19 protein-coding genes and 1 pseudogene are annotated in these 22,429 nt (G+C 44.2%); 11 read left to right on the top strand and 9 right to left on the bottom strand.

Going from position 1 to position 22,429, the window contains the following annotated elements; all coding sequences use genetic code 11:
* Positions 1 to 110 precede the first annotated feature (110 nt).
* Both AACT19_RS25330 and kduD read right to left on the bottom strand, forming a co-directional pair.
* Entirely contained in the window at positions 111 to 749 is a 639-nt protein-coding gene (locus AACT19_RS25330) for an RpiB/LacA/LacB family sugar-phosphate isomerase (protein ID WP_017085378.1), read from the bottom strand.
* Positions 750 to 812: 63 nt separating this feature from the next.
* Positions 813 to 1,574 carry a 2-dehydro-3-deoxy-D-gluconate 5-dehydrogenase KduD gene (gene kduD, locus AACT19_RS25325; RefSeq protein ID WP_017077347.1) on the bottom strand — a complete coding sequence of 254 codons (762 nt, stop codon included), beginning with the start codon at positions 1,572 to 1,574 and terminating at the stop codon, positions 813 to 815.
* A gap of 318 nt (positions 1,575 to 1,892) precedes the next feature.
* Between kduD and AACT19_RS25320 the strand changes: the two genes are divergently transcribed.
* The 3 genes from AACT19_RS25320 (at position 1,893) to AACT19_RS25310 (ending at position 4,718) form a co-directional block, all read left to right on the top strand.
* Positions 1,893 to 3,224 (top strand): MFS transporter, encoded by a 1,332-nt coding sequence (locus AACT19_RS25320; protein WP_076649400.1) that lies wholly within the window; start codon positions 1,893 to 1,895, stop codon positions 3,222 to 3,224.
* 185 nt (positions 3,225 to 3,409) lie between these two features.
* The gene (locus tag AACT19_RS25315) at positions 3,410 to 4,291 is read left to right on the top strand and encodes a DMT family transporter (protein WP_076649398.1); all 882 of its coding nucleotides are present in this window, start codon (positions 3,410 to 3,412) and stop codon (positions 4,289 to 4,291) included.
* A 181-nt stretch (positions 4,292 to 4,472) separates the two neighbouring features.
* Positions 4,473 to 4,718 carry a hypothetical protein gene (locus AACT19_RS25310; protein ID WP_004731965.1) on the top strand — a complete coding sequence of 82 codons (246 nt, stop codon included), beginning with the start codon at positions 4,473 to 4,475 and terminating at the stop codon, positions 4,716 to 4,718.
* 72 nt (positions 4,719 to 4,790) lie between these two features.
* Here the strand turns inward: AACT19_RS25310 and AACT19_RS25305 are convergent, their stop codons facing one another.
* Positions 4,791 to 5,978, bottom strand: a complete 1,188-nt coding sequence (locus tag AACT19_RS25305; protein WP_076649396.1) for a GGDEF domain-containing protein — start codon at positions 5,976 to 5,978, stop codon at positions 4,791 to 4,793.
* Between the two features lie 304 nt (positions 5,979 to 6,282).
* On the opposite strand from AACT19_RS25305, the gene AACT19_RS25300 reads away from it, so the two are divergent.
* Positions 6,283 to 7,071: a phytanoyl-CoA dioxygenase family protein gene (locus tag AACT19_RS25300; RefSeq protein ID WP_012600234.1), complete on the top strand. Its 789-nt coding sequence runs from the start codon at positions 6,283 to 6,285 to the stop codon at positions 7,069 to 7,071.
* 119 nt (positions 7,072 to 7,190) lie between these two features.
* Entirely contained in the window at positions 7,191 to 7,532 is a 342-nt protein-coding gene (locus AACT19_RS25295) for a hypothetical protein (protein ID WP_076649394.1), read from the top strand.
* A gap of 146 nt (positions 7,533 to 7,678) precedes the next feature.
* Here AACT19_RS25295 and AACT19_RS25290 read toward each other — a convergent pair whose 3' ends face one another.
* Together AACT19_RS25290 and AACT19_RS25285 are read right to left on the bottom strand one after the other, a co-directional pair.
* Complete coding sequence (locus AACT19_RS25290) at positions 7,679 to 8,890, bottom strand: B12-binding domain-containing radical SAM protein (protein WP_076649392.1); 1,212 nt, start codon at positions 8,888 to 8,890, stop codon at positions 7,679 to 7,681.
* A gap of 30 nt (positions 8,891 to 8,920) precedes the next feature.
* Positions 8,921 to 9,196: a hypothetical protein gene (locus tag AACT19_RS25285; protein WP_076649390.1), complete on the bottom strand. Its 276-nt coding sequence runs from the start codon at positions 9,194 to 9,196 to the stop codon at positions 8,921 to 8,923.
* Positions 9,197 to 9,285: 89 nt separating this feature from the next.
* Between AACT19_RS25285 and AACT19_RS25555 the strand changes: the two are divergent.
* Positions 9,286 to 9,372 (top strand): annotated as a pseudogene (locus AACT19_RS25555) (phytanoyl-CoA dioxygenase family protein); the annotation flags it as partial.
* A gap of 20 nt (positions 9,373 to 9,392) precedes the next feature.
* Complete coding sequence (locus AACT19_RS25280; RefSeq protein WP_076649388.1) at positions 9,393 to 10,382, top strand: zinc-dependent alcohol dehydrogenase family protein; 990 nt, start codon at positions 9,393 to 9,395, stop codon at positions 10,380 to 10,382.
* 21 nt (positions 10,383 to 10,403) lie between these two features.
* On the opposite strand, the gene AACT19_RS25275 is transcribed toward AACT19_RS25280, so the two are convergent.
* The 3 genes from AACT19_RS25275 to AACT19_RS25265 all read right to left on the bottom strand — a co-directional run bounded on the left by AACT19_RS25275 (position 10,404) and on the right by AACT19_RS25265 (position 13,263).
* Positions 10,404 to 11,351, bottom strand: coding sequence for a FecCD family ABC transporter permease (locus AACT19_RS25275; RefSeq protein ID WP_017081412.1), 948 nt, complete (start codon positions 11,349 to 11,351; stop codon positions 10,404 to 10,406).
* A 101-nt stretch (positions 11,352 to 11,452) separates the two neighbouring features.
* Entirely contained in the window at positions 11,453 to 12,415 is a 963-nt protein-coding gene (locus tag AACT19_RS25270; protein ID WP_076649386.1) for an ABC transporter substrate-binding protein, read from the bottom strand.
* Positions 12,412 to 13,263: an ABC transporter ATP-binding protein gene (locus tag AACT19_RS25265; RefSeq protein WP_083717908.1), complete on the bottom strand. Its 852-nt coding sequence runs from the start codon at positions 13,261 to 13,263 to the stop codon at positions 12,412 to 12,414. The genes AACT19_RS25270 and AACT19_RS25265 overlap by 4 nt, the downstream gene beginning before the upstream one ends.
* A 371-nt stretch (positions 13,264 to 13,634) precedes the next feature.
* Between AACT19_RS25265 and AACT19_RS25260 the strand changes: the two genes are divergently transcribed.
* Entirely contained in the window at positions 13,635 to 15,539 is a 1,905-nt protein-coding gene (locus AACT19_RS25260) for a bifunctional metallophosphatase/5'-nucleotidase (protein WP_076649384.1), read from the top strand.
* A 244-nt stretch (positions 15,540 to 15,783) separates the two neighbouring features.
* Here the strand turns inward: AACT19_RS25260 and AACT19_RS25255 are convergent, their stop codons facing one another.
* On the bottom strand, positions 15,784 to 17,442 hold the full coding sequence (locus AACT19_RS25255) for a P-loop NTPase fold protein (protein ID WP_076649382.1): 1,659 nt from the start codon (positions 17,440 to 17,442) through the stop codon (positions 15,784 to 15,786).
* A 451-nt stretch (positions 17,443 to 17,893) separates the two neighbouring features.
* On the opposite strand from AACT19_RS25255, the gene AACT19_RS25250 reads away from it, so the two are divergent.
* The 3 genes from AACT19_RS25250 to AACT19_RS25240 are packed head-to-tail and all read left to right on the top strand — an operon-like array spanning position 17,894 to position 22,283.
* A complete protein-coding gene (locus tag AACT19_RS25250) occupies positions 17,894 to 18,607 on the top strand; it encodes an ABC transporter ATP-binding protein (RefSeq protein ID WP_076649380.1) in 714 nt (237 codons plus the stop codon).
* A gap of 8 nt (positions 18,608 to 18,615) precedes the next feature.
* On the top strand, positions 18,616 to 21,150 hold the full coding sequence (locus AACT19_RS25245) for an ABC transporter permease (RefSeq protein WP_076649378.1): 2,535 nt from the start codon (positions 18,616 to 18,618) through the stop codon (positions 21,148 to 21,150).
* Positions 21,150 to 22,283 carry a lipocalin-like domain-containing protein gene (locus AACT19_RS25240; RefSeq protein ID WP_076649376.1) on the top strand — a complete coding sequence of 378 codons (1,134 nt, stop codon included), beginning with the start codon at positions 21,150 to 21,152 and terminating at the stop codon, positions 22,281 to 22,283. Before AACT19_RS25245 ends, AACT19_RS25240 begins: the two co-directional genes overlap by 1 nt.
* Positions 22,284 to 22,429 lie beyond the last annotated feature (146 nt).

The raw sequence follows: 22,429 nt of genomic DNA, 5'->3' as shown, positions 1-22,429 counted from the left end.
ATTTAATGGAATTGGTATAACAGGCTCATAGAGTAAAAGAAAAGAGGAGCCTCAGAGCTCCTCTTTTTCTTTTCTATCTTCACTAATAACCGGGTAAGACCTTGATAGGTTTAATCTAAAAGTGAACGAACGTAGTCTGCAATGTCTGGGTCTTGGCAATGATCAAACAAGCATTGTTGGAAACGCTCACTGCCAACCGCTGTTTTCACGAGCTCTTGGTCTATTGCTCTTAGAGAATCAATAAAGTTATCTTTTACCACCGCCGCTTTCACTTCATTCAAAATTGCTGCGTTACGTTGCTGTGGTTCTGCACGTTCTAGTGGATACCCATTACCACGCTCGCCTGTGAACGCTTTTTCAAAGATATAACGAATGTTGAGTTCACCTGCCCAGCCAAAGCCTTTAGCAAAAGCGAGAGCGAGAGCATTACCGTTATTGATTTGGTTAAACAAGAAAGCATCTGATGGCTCTAGGCAGTAACCACAAACCACACCCGGATGCAGGTTCAATGACATCAAAGCACCTTGCCCTGTTCCACATCCCGTCACAACAAAGTCCACAGCCTTTGAGTTGATGAGAATACTCGCCATGATACCTAAGTGGATATACGTTAAGTGGTGATCATTCTCGTCGGTCATACCTAGATTAAAAACATCATGACCAATGCCACCCGCCACTGACTCTAGCTCAGCTGCAACCATGGCATTTTTACCTGCCTGACTGTTTTCCATCATTAGTGCGATTTTCATTTATGTTCTCCTGCAAGATTGCTGCAAATTTAAAATTCTTAACCGTGTTTGTTACAAGGTCAGTTAACGAGCTAACCAACCACCATCAACAGCAATGGTATAGCCATTAATGTAATCCGATGCTGATGAGGCTAAGAACACACAAGGACCTGCGATATCTTGCGGTTTACCCCAACGTTCAGCCGGAATACGCTCAAGAATCGCTTGATTGCGCACAGCATCTTCACGCAGAGCTTGAGTATTGTTCGTTTCCATATAACCGGGTGCTATCGCATTCACATTGATATTGTCGCGCGCCCATTCGTTCGCCATCGCACGTGTCACTCCCATCACAGCACTTTTTGAAGCCGTATAGGAAGGAACTCGAATGCCACCTTGGAATGAGAGCATCGATGCAATATTAATGATCTTTCCGCCAGTGCCTTGAGCCTTAAACTGCTTTGCAACAGCCTGAGACATAAAGAACACAGTCTTAGTGTTCACGTTCATTACGTCATCCCAATCTTGCTCTGAGAACTCAATAGCATCTTGGCGGCGAATAATTCCTGCATTGTTCACGAGAATGTCGACTTGGCCAAACTCAGCCAAAGTGCGCTCTATAACCTCTGGAATACACGCTTGATCGAGAAGATCAGCACTCACGTTTAGGAACGAATGACCTGCTGCACTCATTTTCTCAATAGTCTCTTCAGGTTCTGTTCGGTTAACACCGACAACCTTACAACCAGCTTCCGCTAGGCCTAATGCAATACCTTGCCCAAGCCCCGTGTTGCAGCCAGTCACTATCGCTACTTTACCTTCCAGACTGAATGACTCTAAGATCATGCTCGCTTCCTCAATTACATTGGATTCATTGCGTATCATTACCACCAACAATTAAATCATACAATAAGATGTAAATGCGAGGGCGACGTTGTAGAAGTTCGATCTTGCACCAAAATCAGTCAAGCAAGTTGAAACGAGCACCACAAACTAAATGAATGGGGGAAGTGATTTGAAGAAGAGAAGCCTATAACCCACTATGAACCATGAACTCGAAGATCACGTAAATCAGATATTTTAGGGATTTGGCAACAATTCCATGATTTAAAAGAGTAAAAGGGTTATACATAATGATGTGTTATCTAAAATACTGAAATTATCATGACGCTCAAAGAGATCCTTAACATTCCCAATGTCCGCTACTTCTTAATGTTTCGAAGCAGCTACTTTGCGCGTTTTTACTACCCTATATTCACCCTACTCTATTTAGATTACGGGCTAACTCTTTCTCAATTCGCGATGCTTAATGTAGTTTGGGCAGCCACCATTGTGCTTGCTGAGGTGCCGTCGGGCGCGTTCGCTGATACCTTAGGCCGCAAGAAACTAGTGGTGCTGTCTTCGATCGTGATGTTTGTTGAGATCGCCATGATAGCGCTAGTGCCAACCGGAAACCCCGACTTGGTGTTCATTGTCTTTCTGATTAACCGGATACTCAGTGGCTTAGCAATGGCACTGGCCAGCGGCGCCGACGAGGCATTGGCTTACGACACCTTAAAAGAACAAGGCAATGAAGAGTTGTGGCCGCGAGTGCTGCAAATCCAGCTTCGTGTCGCCTCAACGGTCGGTATCTTTGTCACACTAATTGGTGCGGCGATGTACGACGTGAATTTTATGACGAACATCTTTCATTTCCTTGGACTAGCCGAACCAGAAAGCACTAAAGATCTGATGCGTATTCCTGTGTTCGCCACCCTATTTGTAGCGATGATCGCTATCTATGCCGCGATTAATATGCGCGAAGAGAAAAAGGTGATGCCAAGCGACCAAACCAAATTGGCAACCACCATCTCAAGTCTTAAATTGACGATCGATGCGGGTAAGTGGGTCTTTGCTACGCCTTACGTGCTGTTCATCTTGCTCTACTACAGCCTATTCGAACACACCTCACGCATGTTCCTAACCATGAACAGCCAATACTATCTGGCCATTGATATTCCAATTATCTACTTTGGTTTTATTGGTGCGGGTATCAGCTTGCTTAAGATTATATTGGCAGGGCAAAGCCGAAGATTAGCAGAGAGTATGGAGGCTAAAACCTTCATTGTAGTTATGGGATTGGCAAGCATGGCGACTTATTACTGGATCAGTTTAGGTTGGTCGATTTACGGAGTCATTCCGGCACTGGTATTAATCTTTATCATCATGACGATGAACATTTTCATCAGCTACCACCTGAATAAAAAAACCGAATCGCACAACAGAGCCACTGTGCTCAGCTTTAAAGGCCTGATGTTTAACCTCGGATACGTCCTGATCGGTATCTTGTACGCTTACTACTATAAGTTGGTGTCTCAGGGCTACACCGAACAAGAGATAGAGCAGAATCTTGCCTTCTTGGCCTCACTGTCTTCGTTTTTCTATTACTTCACCTTACTGTTTGTTTCTATAAGCGCGCTGTTCTACTTCAATAACCGAAAAGAGCCCATTTTTTGAGGCGGCTAGCTATATTGTGTTGAAGTTCAATAAGCTAACTCTTCAAAGGTTAGCTCGCACAAAACTCTGATTTACCCAAATAGACTACCGCCTGAAAATGGACGCTCAATAAACAAACAAGCCCCTTCTTCTATTGGTTAAATTTGTTAATATAATCATAATTTTATATAACAAACGGAAGCGTCATGTCATTTAGTTGGATAGCCTTTACTCTTCTCGCAGCCTTCAGCCAATCTTGGCGCAATGCCTTTCAAAGCAAGTTAAGTGGCACCATGAGTGTTGCTGGTGTGACGCTGGCGCGTTTTATCTGGGCAGGCCCAATCGCCTTCATTTATCTGTGCGCCCTCTATCAATGGAAGCCAGTATCCACACCTGATTTTTCGGGTGAGTTTGTTTTCTACATTATTGCAGCAGCCATCATGCAGATCCTCGCGACGGGTTTAATGGTGATGTTATTTAAGCTCGAAAACTATGCGATAGGAGCAGGCTTAGCCAAGTGTGAAGCCCCCGTATCTGCTGTGTTATCCGTATTGTTTTTTGGTACTGCTTTGACACTAACAGGTTGGGTCGGCGTGCTTATTGGCACGTTAGGCGTACTAATCATGAGTAGTTCTTCTGGTTGGCGAAGCTTGTCTCCGAAAGTATTTTTGTTAGGTATGGCGTGTAGTACCGCTTTTGCTTTAACGTCTCTTTGGGTACGTGAAGCAAGCTTGAGCATAGGGCTGCCCTTCCCTCACAGCGCTGCTTGGGTGCTGTTTCTGGTGATAACTCTTCAGACATGCATTATCTGTACGTATCTCTTTTTCAGAGAGCGAGACACACTGCGCCAGATATTCAAGAAATCTAAACTGGTCATCATGACAAGCTTAGCGAGTGTTATCGGTTCTCTGGGTTGGTTTAGCGCGATGTCGCTTCAAGCCGTGCCGTACGTAAAGACGCTTGGGCAAGTCGAAGTGATCTTCATGGTGTTAATATCCTACTTCTGGTTAGGGCAAAGCATCGCGCGCAAAGACATTCTTGCGCTCATTTTGCTTTCTATCGCAGCGGTCTTGGTGATGTGGCAGTAAGTTGAACGTCGTCATGCTTGGGCGTTAGCAAATAAGAACAGGCAAATCATACCAAGCAAAACATTCATCCACCGTATAATTTTTACGGTGGCATAAAATGATAAGAACGACCTCCAGATAATTTTTATAGTGCACGTATCAGCTATTAGTAATTCCCTCTTACCCAATAGGATACAGCCCAATGAAAACACTCGCTCAAATCGCACTAGCAACAATCATTTTTACAACCTCAATGATGGCATTCGCTGAACCCGTAACTACAAACCAAGCCAAGTCAGAAACGGCAACCATAACGGTGAAACATGAAGCAATGACCGTGACGCTAACAGATAAGCATTTTACGTCTGCAGAAGAATCTGAAGCCACTCCTCCTCAGAAGTTAACGCAAAGCCAAAAAACAGACTCAGCGCCACAGCCAACAATATAATGGCCGTGTCAAAACAGTGGACCGCATCAAACTAGTGCCCGCATCAAACTAACGCTTAGAGATCTGTCATCATCAAGCAATGACGAGTTGGTTAATATGACTAGGACAAATTGAAGTCATATTGCGACCGTTTGTTTTCGCTTGATATAACGCTTTGTCGGCTCGGCTAATAAACCCATTCCAACTCTCATGCGGGTGAAGCTGAGCAACACCAAAACTCGATGTCAGAAACATCTCATGTTCTTGCACGGCTGAGATCTCTGAAATAGACAATCGCAGCTTACAAGCAATAGCCTGTGCTTGTAGGAAATTAACATTGGGCAATAAAATCATTATCTCGTCTCCGCCAAAACGAAACGCACTGGCTTTGGGTGATGTTTTTATCGCACTTTGAACCATTTCAGCAAAAGACTTGATCACGAGGTCACCCACAATGTGTCCGTGTTGGTCATTGATCGACTTAAAGTTATCAATATCCATCATAATGGCACTGACAGGCGCAGTCTCCGCCTGCTTCATGATAACTGGAACTATCTCATCTAATGCTCTGCGGTTTCCCAGTACCGTTAGAGGATCGCTGTAGGACAGCTCGTGAATAGAACTAAGCAACCTTGCATTAATCAGCCAAAGCATTGTAAAGCTCATCGACACAATAAGAACGATGCTCACTAAAAAGGCAAGTTGATGAATGAGCGTGGCCGCCATGAAATCCTGCAGCTCAGCCGAAAATAGCGTCACCATTACTCGGAAAACCATAAACCCACCATATATCGTAAATGACAAGGCCATCATCCGAATACCTAGAGTCAAGTCATCACGCAGGCCCTTTAATACCGCAAAGGCAGTGCAAAGAGTCACAAAAGCCAGATATAAACTAATGAGGATAATTCGAGCCTTTATGGAAGGCTCATAGAACGTGAAGTAAATAAAACATGGCAAAAGAGCCAACATCATTAGACTACTGAGGTAGGTGCATTTGAGAGAGTATTCTCGAAACAGACATAAGCTATACAAGGCGAGATGAAAACCAAGCGCAATGACCATATTGGCACCAATAACGGTGACCCAATCAGGGAACTCCCCTCTTAGGCTCAACATCAACGGCCCAGTTCCGATAACAAATATTGAAATGGAAAAGATTGAAAGCCCTTTAATTGGCTGTTGAGTGAATTGAAATAACAATAAGCCAATACAGTAAATGAAAGAGAACAAAATAATAATAAAATTAAGTGTTCTCATATCCAGCGAAAAACCATCCATGATTTTCTATCTTCCATACGCAAACCAAATCACAACATGGTTAATAATCATACAAACCAAAGAAACATTCACTATATGAATCTTTGTATTTTATAAAATAAGGGATAGATCACATATGCAGAGATTCTTGTCGCATGAGTCCATGATCTGAATAGGCATGTAAAACTCGCCCACACATGGCTCCATAGCATCACGGAATCTACAGGCTTCTGCACTCGTTGCTTGGTTGAATGACGACTGTCTGGCATTATGCGCCCAAGAAGCCTGTGGTTATTGCACAGCAAAGAATGAACGAAGGTAATCAGTGGTAGAAAACAGCCAACAATTAAGTGACCGTTACGACGAACATGGTTACTTTGTTATCAGAAATTATTTCGATGAAGCTCAAATTGCATCGCTTAGAAAAGTCGTGCTGAAATTCCATGAATCATGGAAAGCAGACAACGAAGAATTCTATAAAGAAGAAGCATTTAACTCGTCTTTAATTACGGGAAGCGAGTATTTGCCTGCCGACGATCGAAGTGTGCTTTTTGACTTCATCAGCTCAAAACAAGTGATGGATGTGGTTGATGCGGTAATTCCAAACAAACCAGCATTCATGAATACACAGCTGTTCTTCAACCCGGTAAATCCGCAACAAAAAGACTTCTGGCATCGTGACTGTCAATACGACTACGACGTTGATGACCAAATGAAAGTCATCATGGAAACCCAGGTATTGCATCTGCGAGTGCCCCTTTTTGATGAGCCAGGTATGGAACTTATCCCTGGCACACACAAGCGTTGGGACAACGAAGAAGAGTACAATGTTCGCCAAGAAGAAAACGGCAAAGTGAGCAGCGATGACATCTCTGGTGGTAAGCAGATACCATTAGCCGCCGGTGACTTATTGGTTTTTTCAGCGGATATGATCCACCGAGGCCGATATGGCTTGGATCGTTTGGCTTTGGATATTTTGATCTTTGATTCGGCGGCAGACTATGTCGACTACGTTGATGATGACTGTTTACCAACACCAGCCATGTTGAGCAATATTACCGATCCAAGATTGTTTATGAACACGCTGCATTTGAAATCGATGTTATGCTCGTAAACGATTAAAACAGTTACATCAAAAGTCACATGACTTGAAAATAATAACAAATATGTTCACATTTATTTCATAGCGCTCGCAATAAGATAGCTTCATATTCAATATTCGAGATAAGCAATATGAAAAAATTAATTACTAGCATGTCACTACTTACAGCACTTGTTTCGGGTGCTGCTTTAGCCGAAGTGAATGATGAAGATTTTAACGAATTCCCTAAGCAAGATGCGGCTCACTGTTTTGGTTGGGCGGCAGGCTTAGATAAAGACCAAGATTACGCTAAGTTTATTGTCGAGCTATCGAAAAATCGCACAATGAGTGTCAAAGAAGATCCTTATATAATGGAAGAGTTCGGCACTGCAATGGGTTATTCAGAAGCGATGTTAGAATTTGCTGGGAAAGAAGCTGCAGACGCTAAATATAAACTAGTCTGCGATCCAATCAAACAAAGCTATGGCTTTTGATCGCGGGGTTTCAACGCTACGTCAAAAACTTGATGCAAAGGCTCCACATGGAGCCTTTAAAGTGTACTGACTCAGTCAGGGATTCCGAATAGTAAAACTTATTTATGAACCTTCGCGATTTTCATTCCATGTATCCAGAACAAATTTTAATTGAACCATGCAAAAACTCGTTCTTTCAAGCTCGCATTCTTTCTCCAAATCCAATACAAGCCTTCCTCTAGCTCTTCAACGCTCATACGACTGGGCTGATAAACAGGATGGCTCCCATCGTACTTGGACCAATCTTTAGTAAGAAGTCGCCCTTCACGCTCTAGCTGATTAAAAGACTCCGAACCGGGAAACGGAATCATGTAGTGTGGGATCACCTTATCAACCTTGATATCTTCGACGAACTTCTGCGTTTGTTTGAAGATAGAAGTGTCATGTTCATCAAAACCGAACAAAAAATCTCCCCATACTTCAATACCATGAGATCTTATCTCAGCGATGTACTCTTTCATTTTAGATGGTTTCACAAAGCCTTTTTTCTGAGCCTTTAAAGCCTCTTCAGATGGCGTTTCTATGCCTAATAATACAGCTTTGAACCCTGACTTCACCGCAGCACTAAGCAATTCGGTGTCACGAGCAATCAAGACTGTCGTTTCCCCATAGAAGCTCATGTTAAGCGGCTCAATGGCTTTAAATAGTGCCAAAGCATATTCACGGTCATGAGTGAGATTGTCGGAGTGTAACTCAACCCACTCAATACCTAATGTCTTGAGATCCGCTAACTCGCTGACGATATTTTCGATTGGCCTTTTCTGGAACTTATCAAAGAACCTTGGCACTAAACAGAAGTTACATTTAAATGGGCAACCTCTTGTCACAACTACTGACCATGTATAATTGTACGCTTCAGGATTGATGATATTTGTTGGGTATGGATTGAGCATACTGAGATCGACAGGCTCGGAGCTTTCATAAATAGGCTGTAGCGAACCAAACTCTGCGTCACGTAGTAACTGAACCCAGTAGTTCTCAACTTCTCCCATCGCCAAACAATCCGCATATACTGCCGCTTCTGAAGGGTTAAACTGAGTATGTAACCCCCCGAGTATGACTGTTTTGCCTTTTTTCTTATATTTAGAAGCTAGCTCGTAAGCCCGATAAGCATCTGGAGTCGACATAAATATCACCACCAAATCAGCATCATTATAAAGGTCGGCTTTTTCACCTATGGTCTCATCAACCATATCTAACTTGTACCACTTTGGTGTCGCAGCAGCGGCGGCAAAGATGTTTTGTGGAGGTCCCCCCGTAGAGGCTTTGTATTTTGAGTAATCGCTGCCAGCAGACGCTTTAATTAAATAGATTTTCATAACGTATCCTAATTATTAAATTTTGCTTTGCTACAAAGAGCTAAAAAACTCAAAGACTCTATTGTCCATATAGAAATATACCCCTCCCATCACAAACCAACTGATGATGATTAAGGTAAACAAAACTGGATGTTCTTTTAGCTCAATACGTTCAACAAAGAAGGCTTCTTTTGCGCGAAGATTTTCCCATCCCCAAAACCAGCAAAATAGCCCCCAAATCAGAAGTAGATCAAACTTAAGAGCAAACAAGGCCATGGTCAGAGCCAGCAATGTTTTCCACTTAGACATTACTTCAGGCACGTTCATCTTTATTAACTCCTAGTTATTAAACTAGGAATCATTGTAGATAGGTGTTGGTCAACTTTTGGTTAACTAATTTCAATTTGAACAATCGATTGCCAACAACATCGATGTTGAGCAATATTACCGACCCAAGATTGTTTATGAACACGCTACACTTAAAATCAATGCAGTACTCATAACCCATAAAGGTATCCGAACTATGACTGACACTAAGCAAAATACCCGAATTAGCCAGTTCCGTTTCGGTCAGCCAAAAGAATCTCTCAAGTTAGAACATGTCGCTTTAGGGGCACTAGACAAAGATAAAGTTCGCGTACACATTGAAGCCACTAACATCAACCCTAGTGATCTGTTGTCGATTTATGGTGTGGGCCAATACAAACATAGCCACCAGCCGCCGAGAGTACCGGGATTTGAAGCGGTAGGAAGGGTTATAAAATCCAGCAATGCTGAGTTTGCAGTAAACCAGCGTGTGCTTGTGGCAACCAGTGGAACATGGCAGAACTATGTCGATGTATCACCAGATGATCTGTTCCAAATTCCTCAGCATCTAGAAAATGGTTACGCCTGTCAGTTGTACATTAATGCGCTAACCGCATGGGTGCTAACGACAGAGGTAACCAAGCTGAACCAAGAAGATGTGTTGATCATCAACGCTGGCAGTTCAGCCATAGGTAAGATCTTTTCGCAATTATCAGTATCACTCGGCTTCAAAATCATTATCGTTACATCACAACCGAAACGATACCCAACTACCACCAACTGGATATTAGATGCGAACGCTGATCTAGTTTCTCAAATTAAGGCGTTAGACTTGCCTATGCCAACCGTTGCCTTTGATGCGATTGGCGGCTCACCCGGAACCGATCTTATCCACACCCTTGGCAACAACGGGCGCTTTATCAACTATGGGACGCTGTCGTTGGATTTTTACGAGCCACGCTTCTTTGAGTACGCGAAAAGCCAACACATCGATTTCAGCACCTTCTTCTTACGTTATTGGGAAGAAGCGGAAGGTAAAGATGTTCGCCGTGAAAAGTTCACGACTATGCTAGATCACTTCATCACAAACGATATTCAGCTCGACGTTGACCGCTATCTGCCATTCGATGAAGTGCAAACCGCGATTGATCTCATTGAATCGAAAACCACACGCCTAGAGGGCAAGATCGTCTTACTGCCTGTGTAGTTTGGTGGAATTGAGCACACACTATTTACGCCAAACAAGATACAGAACGAATAACCCGCCAAGCGCTGCTGTCACAATACCTACTGGCAGTTCTTGTGGCGCTAATATGGTTCGGCTAATCACATCCCCAAACAGTAAAAGAACCGCGCCCCATAAGGCAACCAAAGGCAGAGCTCGCTTGTGAGTGACACCTGAAAATGGTCGTACTAAGTGGGGTACCATCAAGCCAATAAAGCCGACCACTCCGGTCATCGATACAATCGACGCTGTGCAAAACGCACAACAGAGAAAAATCTCGCTTTGTAGGCGGTGTACGTTGATCCCCAGTGAGCTTGTCGTCTGTTCACTCACCAACAAAGTATCGAGCTCCCGGTAACGCTTGAAAATTAACGCAATCAGACATAACACGCCCGCCAAGGCAAAAATCAAATTATCCCAACGTGCGAGCCCTAAGCCTCCCATCGTCCAGAACAAAATCGAACTCGCCGCTCTCTGGTCGCCTGAATAGATCAAAAAACTCGTGATGGCGCCGAATAGAAATGAGATCGCCAAACCACACAAGATCAAGTTGTCATTGCCCTTTTTCTTCTGCATCGAAAACAGAATCAGAACAGCGGTCGCCGACACAATACCACCCGAGAATGCAGCCAGTGGCAGTGACCAAACACCCAGAGCGTCTCCCACTTTGGTGATCACCAACACCGCACCAGCAGACGCGCCAGATGACAAGCCAAACAGAAACGGATCCGCCAGATCATTTCGTGTCGAGGTTTGAAGCAACGCTCCAACCATCGCCAGCCCTGCACCCGCGATAACCGCTAACAATGCTCTAGGTAACCTTAGATCGATCAGTATTCGACTGGTCATATCCGGCGTTGGATCAGTGAAAGAGCTCAGCCCTACAATCACTTCCTTAAAAGACAAAGGGACTGAGCCAAATTGTAAACTCATCATGAAGGCGAGCAGCATGGCAGTGATACCTGTTAGCCATGCTGCTCGATATTTATCAAATAAAATCAAAGGACTACTACTCTTATCAATAACAAGCTTTCATATAACAACCTTCCCGATCACTCAGAAACGAACGCCTCTGCAAGTTTCTCAATAGCATCGATATTGTCAGGCCCAGGAGTGAGTTGCTCATAACGCAGTTTGACATAACGACCAGAAGTGACCGCATTGGTGTATTTCATCAACGGATGGGCTTCTAGGAAACGTTGCAACGAATCGGCACCACTTGCCGATTGGTAATCCAGAAGAATAATCACATCTGGGTTTTCACGAGCGACATTCTCCCAAGATGTTCTTGCCCAGCTTGCTTCCATGTTGCCAGTGATATTTTGGCCACCAGCAGCTTCAATCATTGCGTTTGGCATTCCGTACTTACCGGCGGTGAAAGGCTTATCTTCACCCGAATCAAACAAGAACACTTTTGGACTCGACTTACCTGATGCTTTCTGCTTTTCTGCTACTTTTTCAACTCTCTCTTTCCAGCTGTTTACCAAAGCCTCGGCTTCTGCTTGCTTGTCGAAAATAACGCCTAGCTTTTGCATGTCGCCATAAAGCAGATCCATTGTCGCGCCTTCCTTTTGACTCTGGGTATGAATACAGCTTTCAGAAAGTACCAAGGTATCAATCCCGTATGGCTTCAGTGTTTGAGGCGTCACTTCACCGCCCACTTTCATTCCATAATTCCAGCCAGCGAAAAAGAAGTCAGCATCAGCAGCAATCAATGTTTCTAATGAAGGATACTTAGGTGCGAGCTCAGGAATGTCACCTAAACGTTCTTCAAACGAACTCGACATCTTGTACCACCCAGTAATGCCCGTAACGCCCACCATCTCCTTTTGAAGACCAAGAGCAAACGCCATCTCGGTCATATTGATGTCGTGTACAACCACACGCGAGGGCCGCTTTTCAATGGTCAGTGGGCTCCCACAGTTATCAACCGTCACTGGGTATTGAGTGCTTGTCGCATGCGCAAAAGAGAAAGGTAAAAGAAACAAAAGACTGGAAATTACAGGCCACTTCATTGGACTGCTCCTATTAAAGAGTGATTAGAGTGAGTTGAGTGAGTTAAGTGAGTTGAGTAAGTTGATGCAGCTTCAAAATGATGGATGGTGCTGCATAGATTAGGATGATTGAACGTGAGAACGCGCAATCCAAAAACAGGGATCATGTATCGGTCTTGCATCACGGTATCTGGGGCTGAGAACGCCACCATCTTTTGGTGTGACATCAACAAGACTTTGTCGGCGAATGGCGCTACCAAAGGTAAATCGTGCAGCACCACGACAGACGCAATGCCACGTTGTTTAATTAGGCTCAGAAGTTCAAGACGAGCGAGAGGATCAAGGTGGTTTGTAGGCTCATCTAAGAGTAAAAGCCTCGGCTCTTGTGCGAAGGCGCGAGCAATACTTGCACGTTGCTGTTCACCACCGGATAGCTCACCAAAGCACCGCTGGCTTTTGTGAACAAGACCAACATCTTGCATCGCCTGCTGAACCGCTCGTTTGTGCTCTTTTGCACTACAACAAAACGTATGAGGAGTGCGGCCTAAGCCAACATACTCAGCAACGCTCAAACGAGGATCAACATGCTCATGCTGAGTAACCACCGCGACTTGCTTGGCTATCTGCTGCCGCTCAAGGCTTCCAAGTGCAATGCCAGACAACATCAACTCACCCGCGACGGTTTTGTATTCGCCTGTAATGCCTTTCAGCAAACTGGACTTTCCACTTCCATTAGGCCCAATGATGGCAACGCATTCACCGTCGTTCACATCAAATGTCACGTCGGAGACGGCTCTCCAGTTAGCCAAGCCATTAGCGCAGAGCCCGCGCACAGACAATACAGGTTTATTCAATTTCCCACCGAACATCCAAAAATAGCATTTATTGTTATGTTATAACATAACAATAAATTAAAGACATAGTTAATAATAGAAATATTAAGACCGCGCTAAGAAGCATTGGAAATGGCAGGACAACCCAATCACCTTGAACAAAGACAGAAGTACTTACGAAAATTGATTCACTGAGAAAGTTTGATTCAAGGAATTGAGTATTGAGAACGCAGTAAAGAGTTGTAATGCGTTTCTCCATAACTTAAGTGGTTACGAGATGGTCATGAATCACATTTATTTGAAACATCAGCAAGTTATATCACTATAAATATGACACTGATCACCCATAAGGTAATCTCGATTCTATATGGTAGCGTCATACTTAAAACCACGATGCGAACATACTGATGAAAAGACACATACTATCAAGCGCCATCCTACTCTCTCTAGCCTTTCCCACCTTTGCAGCTGATGGCGACATACACGATGTCACGATACTGGGTACTTCAGATATTCATGGTCATTTTATGGCGTGGGATTACGCGGCAGATAAACTCAATACTCGTGGTAGTTTGAGTCAAATCGCGACCAAAGTTGGTGAGATCCGCAAAGAGCAATCTAACATTATCCTTGTCGATGCTGGCGACACCATCCAAGGCAACTTCGTAGAAACCTTCAAAGACGAGCCTGTTGATCCAATGATGCTTGGCTTTAATCACATGAAATACGATGTATGGGTTTTAGGTAACCACGAATTCGACTTTGGCCTTAAAACGCTCAACAGAGCCGTTACCCAATTTAAAGGGCAGTCTCTCGGCGGCAACATCAAGAACAAAAACGGAAATCCATTCTTACCGGGTTACACCATTCTAGAACGCGGTGGCATTAAGATCGGCGTGATCGGAATGGATACCCCAATGACGGAGGTCTTTGCGCAAGGCACCAACCGTTTAGAAGGCGTCACTTTCACTAACCCAACCTTGGAAGTGAAAAAAATCGTCAAAGAGATTGATGATCAAGTGGATGCCATCGTATTGGTTGCCCATATGGGGATTGAAAACGAGAATGACATTGCTGACACCGGTGTCACCGACATTGCCAATGCAAACCCAGAGCTTGATGCCATCGTCGCTGGTCACATGCACACTCGCATTGATAAAGCCGTTGTGAATGGCGTTATCATTACTGAACCCGACAAATATGGCCGCGCCTTATCTCGTATTGATCTTCAATTTGAAGAACGCGATGGCACATTCACTCTCGTCAACAAAGACAGTTTCACCTATAAAATTAAAGGTATCGACTCTGATGAAAATATGGACGAGTTATACCAGCCTTATCACAAACAACTCAGAGAAATGGCGAATCGACCTGTCGCTCAGCTTACCGGCGTTGATTTAGTCCCAGAAAACGAAATCCGCGGCATCCCTCAAGTCCACGTTCAAGACACAGGCATCAGTGCGCTATACCAAGAAGCGAGCTTCTTCTATGCACCCAAAGCCAATGTCATCGCACTTCAAATAGACAACGACAATGCAGAGCTCGATGTTGGCCCAATCAAAGCCAAAGACATCGCGTACAACTACCAATACGCAGGTGGCGAAATCACTGTCTACCAGATGACAGGCAAAGAGCTAAGAACCTACATGGAATGGTCTGCGGGCTACTTCAACTCAGTGCAACCCGGTGATGTAACCTACAGCTTTAACCCTGAACGCAGAGCATCAAAATACTCAACCAATGACTTCTTCGCGGGCGTGACTTATACCATCGACCTCACTCAGCCTGCAGGTACACGCATCACCAACCTCGCGTTTGCAGATGGCACACCGGTTACTGATCAAACAGAAATCCGTCTTGGTATGAATAGCTATCGAATGGGTCATCTAACCAAGAAAGGCGGCGTGCTAGAAGGTGAATCGTTCCCTGTACTCTTTGATACGGAAGCAGAGTATGGAGAAGAAGCAGGCACAATCCGTAATATGACCATCAAGTATCTCAAAGAAGAAAAGAACGGTCAGTATGAAGGTAAAACTCAGCAGCGATGGGCACTTTCTGGTTTAGAGAGCCGTTACAATGAACAACGAGAGATAGTGAAGTCATTGATTAATGATGAAACCATATCAATCCCGACCAGTGACGATGGCCGCTACACAAACATCGCTTCTATCAACGTAAAAGAACTGATGTTCAAATCTGACGAAGCCAAACAAACAGCCATAACCACACGCGAAAAGAAACTGGCGCAGGCGACTGAGCAAGAGAGCAAACAGATCAAACGCGAAATCACTCTGATTGAAGCACTCAATTAATCCCTGACCTCAACTAATAGCGACTTAACGACGCTTAGAGCGTGGTTAGGTCGTTGTCGTTCCCATCTTCCAACACCACATCTGTACTGAGTAAAACGGTTAATATTGGTGAATGAGCCACAAAGGCTAACTCATAATTGGACAAAAGCTTGTTACGATCTTCAATAGGGGCAATGTCTCGAATAACCTTTTTTAACTCAAAATATTCAAGCTACCAATCAAAGTCCACACAGCCTAAGAAATCTTAACTTGCGGACAACAAATTATAAATTCTTGTAAGTAATCCCTTCCGTAAGCACGGAGTCATCGAATCTAACTGTGACTTCAGTAGAATTGGTAATTGCTCTCTATTGTCTTTGCCAAAAAAGTGGTCGAGGCTACTGACTCGATGAACCTCCATACAGAAATCCCAAAATAGCTCTAGGTCATGATGATCCCATTTGCCAATAGCATCAAGCCAATCATCCGCCTTTAAAGTCAGTGGCTCCTGACGATTAGTTGCATGCGTATATGCTTTTCTGTCAACGTCGATCCATTTTGATGTAACTATCTCTTCGATAAGTTGAGTATGATTATCTTTACTCTCTTTTTCCTTGAAATATGATCTCAACTCATCGATATTTTTTGGTAAACCAGAATTACAAGAAAAAGTGTGAAAATGTCGTTCTTCTGATGGTGTTATGTACTCAAGCCTTTCTTGAGCCATGTTGACGATATTAGACAATCGTTGGTCGTTAGATGCACCTAATGAGTATAAATAGGCAAGGAAATTAACAGCGCTATACCATAAGCTCAGCGATGGGTTAGTTTCATTCGATACATAATCAATTAAAGCTGATATTTTTACTTCAAGCTCTTCATCAGAATACCGACTTAACCCTTTCGCATGAATGAAATCTGATAATTCATTGGTTTTTGGGTGAAGATTATGTAGGTCAGTATCTTGCAATGGTCTCGATAAACAGCCAAGTGTAAACTCAATAAATGAAGTGCTTTCATTATGAAATATGTATTGCTTATAAAATGGATGGCGTTCATCTTGTTCATTATTCATGCATATAATATTGATTTGTTTAACTATTTCATCCAAACCTTGATCTTGTTGATGATGCAAAAAAGAGAGGTATAGCATTGTATGGAAAAGCGTTTGCTTAGAACGCTCGACATCAATTTCATCCTCCATAGTGTCTAGCATTCTAGATACCTGTTTCATCCTGTCACATAGCCTAATAAGTACTCGTAAGTTCAAAGGCTGTATCTCATCTAATCGTTTAATCATAAAACGTTGAATGTCAGGGGAAACATCTAAAGTTCCAAAAGCGATATCGAATGCATTTTCACTAGAGATCTCATACTTAAATTTCCAGCAAATTACCTTTTCAATAAGAGATTTACTGACTAATGACTTCGAATCATTCATAACCACTATTGCTTTAATGCTGCTTTCGGAACTGCACATATCATATAGGTCCCCAAGTATAAGGGACGCTAGAGAACCGTCTTCAATACGTTCCAGATCATCAACGATAATTGTCACATCGTTAATTTTTGAAATTATGGATTGTTTCACTAAGCCAGATACTGACTCAATCAATTGACTGGATTTTGTAACATCACCAAGTGCACTAACAGCTTTTGAAAATATGCTCACTGTTTTTGCTGCTGTGTCTGATTCAGACTCGCTAGCTAAAGACAAGTATCTTCCTATTAGCTTCTCGTGAAACTGCTGTAACGATTGGATACCTAGCACCGATATTAGTAAGCAATCTTGATCTGAGTGCGTGCTGTATTCATGAGTTATAAAATGAGTTTTGCCAACTCCCCAAGCACCATCCAAAAGGACAATTGGCGCAAGAGAGCAGTTCTCAAACACGTCAGTAATTTGTTTTGCTAAGTTACTCATTTATTACCTTAAGCCCAATATCTAATGTAGATTTGATTAGCAAACCACATTACAAAAACTTGGTCAAATGAAGGTTGAAACAACTTTCGTAGTGAGCTAGCTAAACTCATTTTGGGACAAAACAAGCTAGGAAACAACACCAACTCACCCCACTTTCTTAAAGAAAACCTTTAACACGTTAAGCTATGATTTTTTGCTCATAAACGTGGTCACCAACCGTCTGACGAAAAATCCAAAATCCTCATTAGCGGCTCAAAACTCTTACTAACCCCCTTATTCCATCTCACACTGATCTATTTCCCTCTTTTCGCAGTACAAGTTATTAATAATTCGATATAAATCGCTCTATTGTTTGAGATTTTTGTCTACAGTTTTATAGAGCTTGTCGCTTCGGTAATTGCCACAAGTAACGACACCTTTTGATGGTAAGTTTTGGTTATAAGGAAAGGAAATGGAAAGCCCAATTGTCACACTCACACATGCCAGCAAAAGCTTTGTTGATGGTAAAGACACTCATAGCGTGTTGGAAAATGTCGACTTCGCTTTGGCAACAGGGGCAAGCGTGGCTTTGACAGGGGCGAGTGGCAGTGGGAAAAGTACTCTGCTGAATATCATTGCGGGGTTTGAACCTCTATCCGGTGGCGAACTATCTGGTGGAGAATTGTGGCTCGATGGCGAGAACACATCAGATTGGAAAGATCCACAGTGGAGCCGATTCCGCCATCAAAAACTAGGCGTTATCTTTCAGCAGTTCAACTTGTTAACGCCACTCAACGTAAAACAAAACATCGCCTTCCCTCTTCATTTAAATCAACAGAAATGGAGCGACTGGTGCGATTATTTAGTTGATGCATTGGGCATCAGTGAGCTACTCGAAAGACACGTATCCGCACTCTCTGGCGGTCAGCAACAACGGGTGGCAATAGCGCGTGCGCTTGCCCATAAACCCAAACTACTGCTTGCCGATGAACCCACAGGCAACCTCGACCACAAAGCAGGCATTGAGGTTATGAAGCTGTTGAGTGAAATCACTACACAAGGCAACACTGCGGTGTTTTTGGTTACGCACAGCCCAGAATGTGCCAGCTTTATGCAGACAAAATTGGTGTTAGATGATGGTTGTTTAAGGAACGCAGATCTAACCCCAAGAGCAGCAGCGTTGTGAGTAATCCAATGAAGCAAACTGGCTTCGCACAGAGTCAGCTCACCCATACCAAACTGACTCTGAATCTATTTGCGGCGCACTATCGTCAATCACCATTGCAAGCCGCAGCGATTCTGATCGGTATTGTGCTTGCGGTCACCTTGTTTGTCGCGGTGCAAGCGATCAACCTCAATGCCAAGCGCAGTTATGCAGAATCGACCGAGCAACTTAGCGCTCAAGCGCAGAACCTGATCATTCCACCAGCAGGGCAAAACTATTTGCCGGAATCGCTCTACTTCAGCTTAAGACAAAGTGGATTAAGCGCTGCGCTACCTGTAATTGAAGGGCGAGTAAGAGACGAACAAGGCCGACGCTGGTCAGTTCAAGGCAGTGAGCTAATCGCCGCCCTCACTTCAAGAGCTCGCCACGCTCGCATCGACGAAAAAAGCAATACTCAAGCCAAAGAGCCAAACATTTCCCTGTTCGACAATGCCTTACCTTTGCCGCAACTCTTAGCGGGTGAACCCATTGTGATGATGAGCCAATCTCAGCACCAGAGTTTGGACGAAGTGGACACGCTCACTTTGGATGAAGTACTCACCAAGGTTGTGGTACTGCCAGATGAATGGCAACTGGGTAGCCGAATGTTGATGGATATTGGGTTCGCTCAGCAACTGCTTAACAAGCAAGGGCAACTGAGCTACATCGCTATTTTTGACACTAAGAGCGACACTAACAGCAATGCTCAGGATAAATGGCAAAGCCTTATTGGCGAGCAAGGGCAATGGATATCCAACAACCAAAGCACGGATCTCGGTTCAATTACCGATAGCTTTCACCTCAATCTCACCGCCATGAGTTTGTTGGCGTTTTTAGTTGGCCTGTTCATCGCTTACAACGGTGTGAAGTACAGTTTGCTGAAACGTAATCGGCTGTTGGTACAAATTCAACAAGCTGGGATTGCGCCAAGCATCGTATTTTCAGCTCTGTTAGTCGAGCTGACTGTTTTAGTCACATTGGGCGCGTCGCTTGGTTTCATTCTCGGCATTCAACTCAGCCATTGGCTACACCCAACCGTCGCGATAACGCTTGAACAACTTTATGGTGCAACACTGCTTCCCGGCACATGGCAGTGGCAATGGTTAGTGCAGGCACTGCTACTCACGCTGGCCGCAACGCTTGTCGCGTGTTGGCAGCACTTTAAACAGCGAGTGCGACAACCCCTCTCTTCCCATGGCGGTTTCTATCAAGCGCCGGAAACGTCTAACGAAAATCAGCTGTTTGTTATCGGGGCAGTATTAACCATTGTCGCGTTAGCAGGGTTATGGCTAAGCGAACATCATCGCTTCACCATGGCATGGCTCGGTGTGTTAGTGGTGTCGATTCCTTTGTATTTGCCCAAAACACTCAGCGTGCTAGCGAACTGGAGCGAAAAACGCACCCAATCGGGGTTAATACAATATCTGTTCGCTGAGCTGCGTGAACTTATCTCCCCTCTCTCCCTTGCCATGATGGCGTTGCTTCTCGCCGTCACCGCCAATATCGGAATGAATACCTTAGTCGGCAGCTTTGAATCCACGTTAAAGCAATGGCTTGAACAGCGCTTACACGCAGACATTTACGTTAGCCCTGCCCAAGGTGAAATCGCGAATATGGAACGTGCGTTAGAGCAGTTTGAAAATGTTGAAACCGTTTATAAGCAATATTATGTCGACGATAACTTGCAGGGCTTACCTACTTTGCTCGGCACCAAAGACAAAGACACACTTGAGCAAACCATGGTATTCCAATCCCACCTTGATGATTTCTGGACGCGCTTTTACCAAGGCGAATTCGTGGCGATCAGCGAACCTACGGCAGTGAAGCTCGGCTTGTCCCTTGGAAGCCAACTCAAGCTCGACGCGGTCCAAGACAAAACACTCATCGTCGGGGCGATTTTCCACGATTACGGCTCACCGAATGGCGAAGTGTTACTTGCACCTAATTTATGGCTCGAAAGCGGCTTTACGGATTTGCCTACCAGCCTAGGTATTAAAGTGTCTGGCGACCCACAAGTGGTATACGAGCAACTTCGCCAACAACTGAATTTGCATCCAAGCCAGCTCTACGATCAAGCGCAGATCAAATCCCTCGCTTTAGATATCTTCTCACAAACCTTTGCCATCACTCGGGCGCTTAATGGCGTCACATTAATGGTGGCGGTGATTGGGTTGTTCTGCGCCTGTTTCATGTTGCTCGATGCACGCAAAGCCGCCATTGCAAGGCTGTATGCGCTCGGTGTAAGTCAGAAAAAATTAATGGCGATGGTGGTCGGGCAAATCGTTGTTCTGGTCGCCTTCACTCTGGTTATCGCCTTACCACTCGGCGCTATGGTCGGTTATGTGTTGACGGACATCGTTACCCTGCGCGCCTTTGGTTGGAGTTTAAATTATGTATGGAATTGGAGTGATGCACTCAGCATCGCAGCCATCACCATTTTAGTGGCGGTGATTGCGACCTTGATTCCACTGTGGCGTTTGGTCAGTAAACCCGTGGTATCCAGTTTGCAAAGCGAGGTGTTGTGATGAATCGAGCAATAAGCGTTTTTGTTCTCACGCTTACCCCCTTATTCTTTTTAGGATGCGAGGAGTCCACACAACCATCAGCTCAAAATATGGGTTCGATACTCGGTACTGGAGCACAAACCGAGAATGAAGTACAAAAAGAGACTGAGCAATTCACCCCGGTAGTAAAAGGTATCGACATCACCTTCCCTGCCGACCATCAAGCACACCCTAATTTTCGTCATGAATGGTGGTATTTAACCGCAAACTTGATTGATGAAGAAGGCAATGCGTTAGGCGTGCAATGGACACAATTCCGCTTCGCCTCTGCACCACAGGACAGTGGCAATGGTAATAAGAAAACCGCGTGGCAAAGTCAGCAGATCTACATGGCACATAGTGCCGTCACGACCGGAGACAAACACTACGCCGATGAAAAATGGTCACGTAACCAAGCAGAACTGGCAGGAGTAAGCGCTTCACCATTTCGTGTCTATCTTGATGACTGGCAATGGACGTCGACGACCGATGACCTGTTCCCAGCTACATTGGTCGCTAACTCGGGTCAATTTGGATACTCGCTTAAGTTAACCAACAACGCGCCTTATCAAAAGCAAGGCGAACAAGGCTACAGCACTAAAAGTAGCGATGGCAGAGTGGCTTCCTATTACTACAGCCAACCATTCATCAATGTATCGGGCGAAGTAACCATTGATGGCATCACGCATCAGGTGTCTGGTAAAGGTTGGATAGACAGAGAGTGGAGCTCTCAGTTTTTACTCGACTCACAACAAGGTTGGGATTGGTTTGCGCTAAGGCTGAGTGATGAAACCAGTTTGGTGGTATTTCAGCTTCGAAACTCAACAACAGGCAAAGCCAGTTATTCCCATGCGAGGTTGATGAATCAAGATGGCTCCGGCATAACGATTAAGCAGCAAGACATCAGCTTAACCGCCATCAAGCAAACTAAAATCGACGGGCGTGACTACCCAACAGAGTGGCAAGTTTCGATTCCAACTCAACAAATCGAACTGACCGTCTCGGCACTCAATCCAAATGCCAAAATGCCGCTGTCGGTTCCCTATTGGGAGGGGCCAATCATAATTAAAGGTTCGCATTCTGGATCTGGCTATATGGAGTTGACTGGGTATTAAGTCGTGTATTACTGACAACAAATACATCGCGATAACCATCAACTAAACCACTTTTAACCAAAGCCTCTACCACGGAGGCTTTTTGCCATTCATCATGTTCTATTTATCTAAACGCTTGTTACAAAATATCTAATTTAACCAAACAC

Origin of the sequence: Vibrio sp. 10N.222.47.A9, from assembly GCF_963872585.1 — a bacterium.
In the GTDB taxonomy this organism is placed as follows: domain Bacteria; phylum Pseudomonadota; class Gammaproteobacteria; order Enterobacterales; family Vibrionaceae; genus Vibrio; species Vibrio splendidus.
This window is presented reverse-complemented; position numbering and strand designations above follow the sequence as displayed.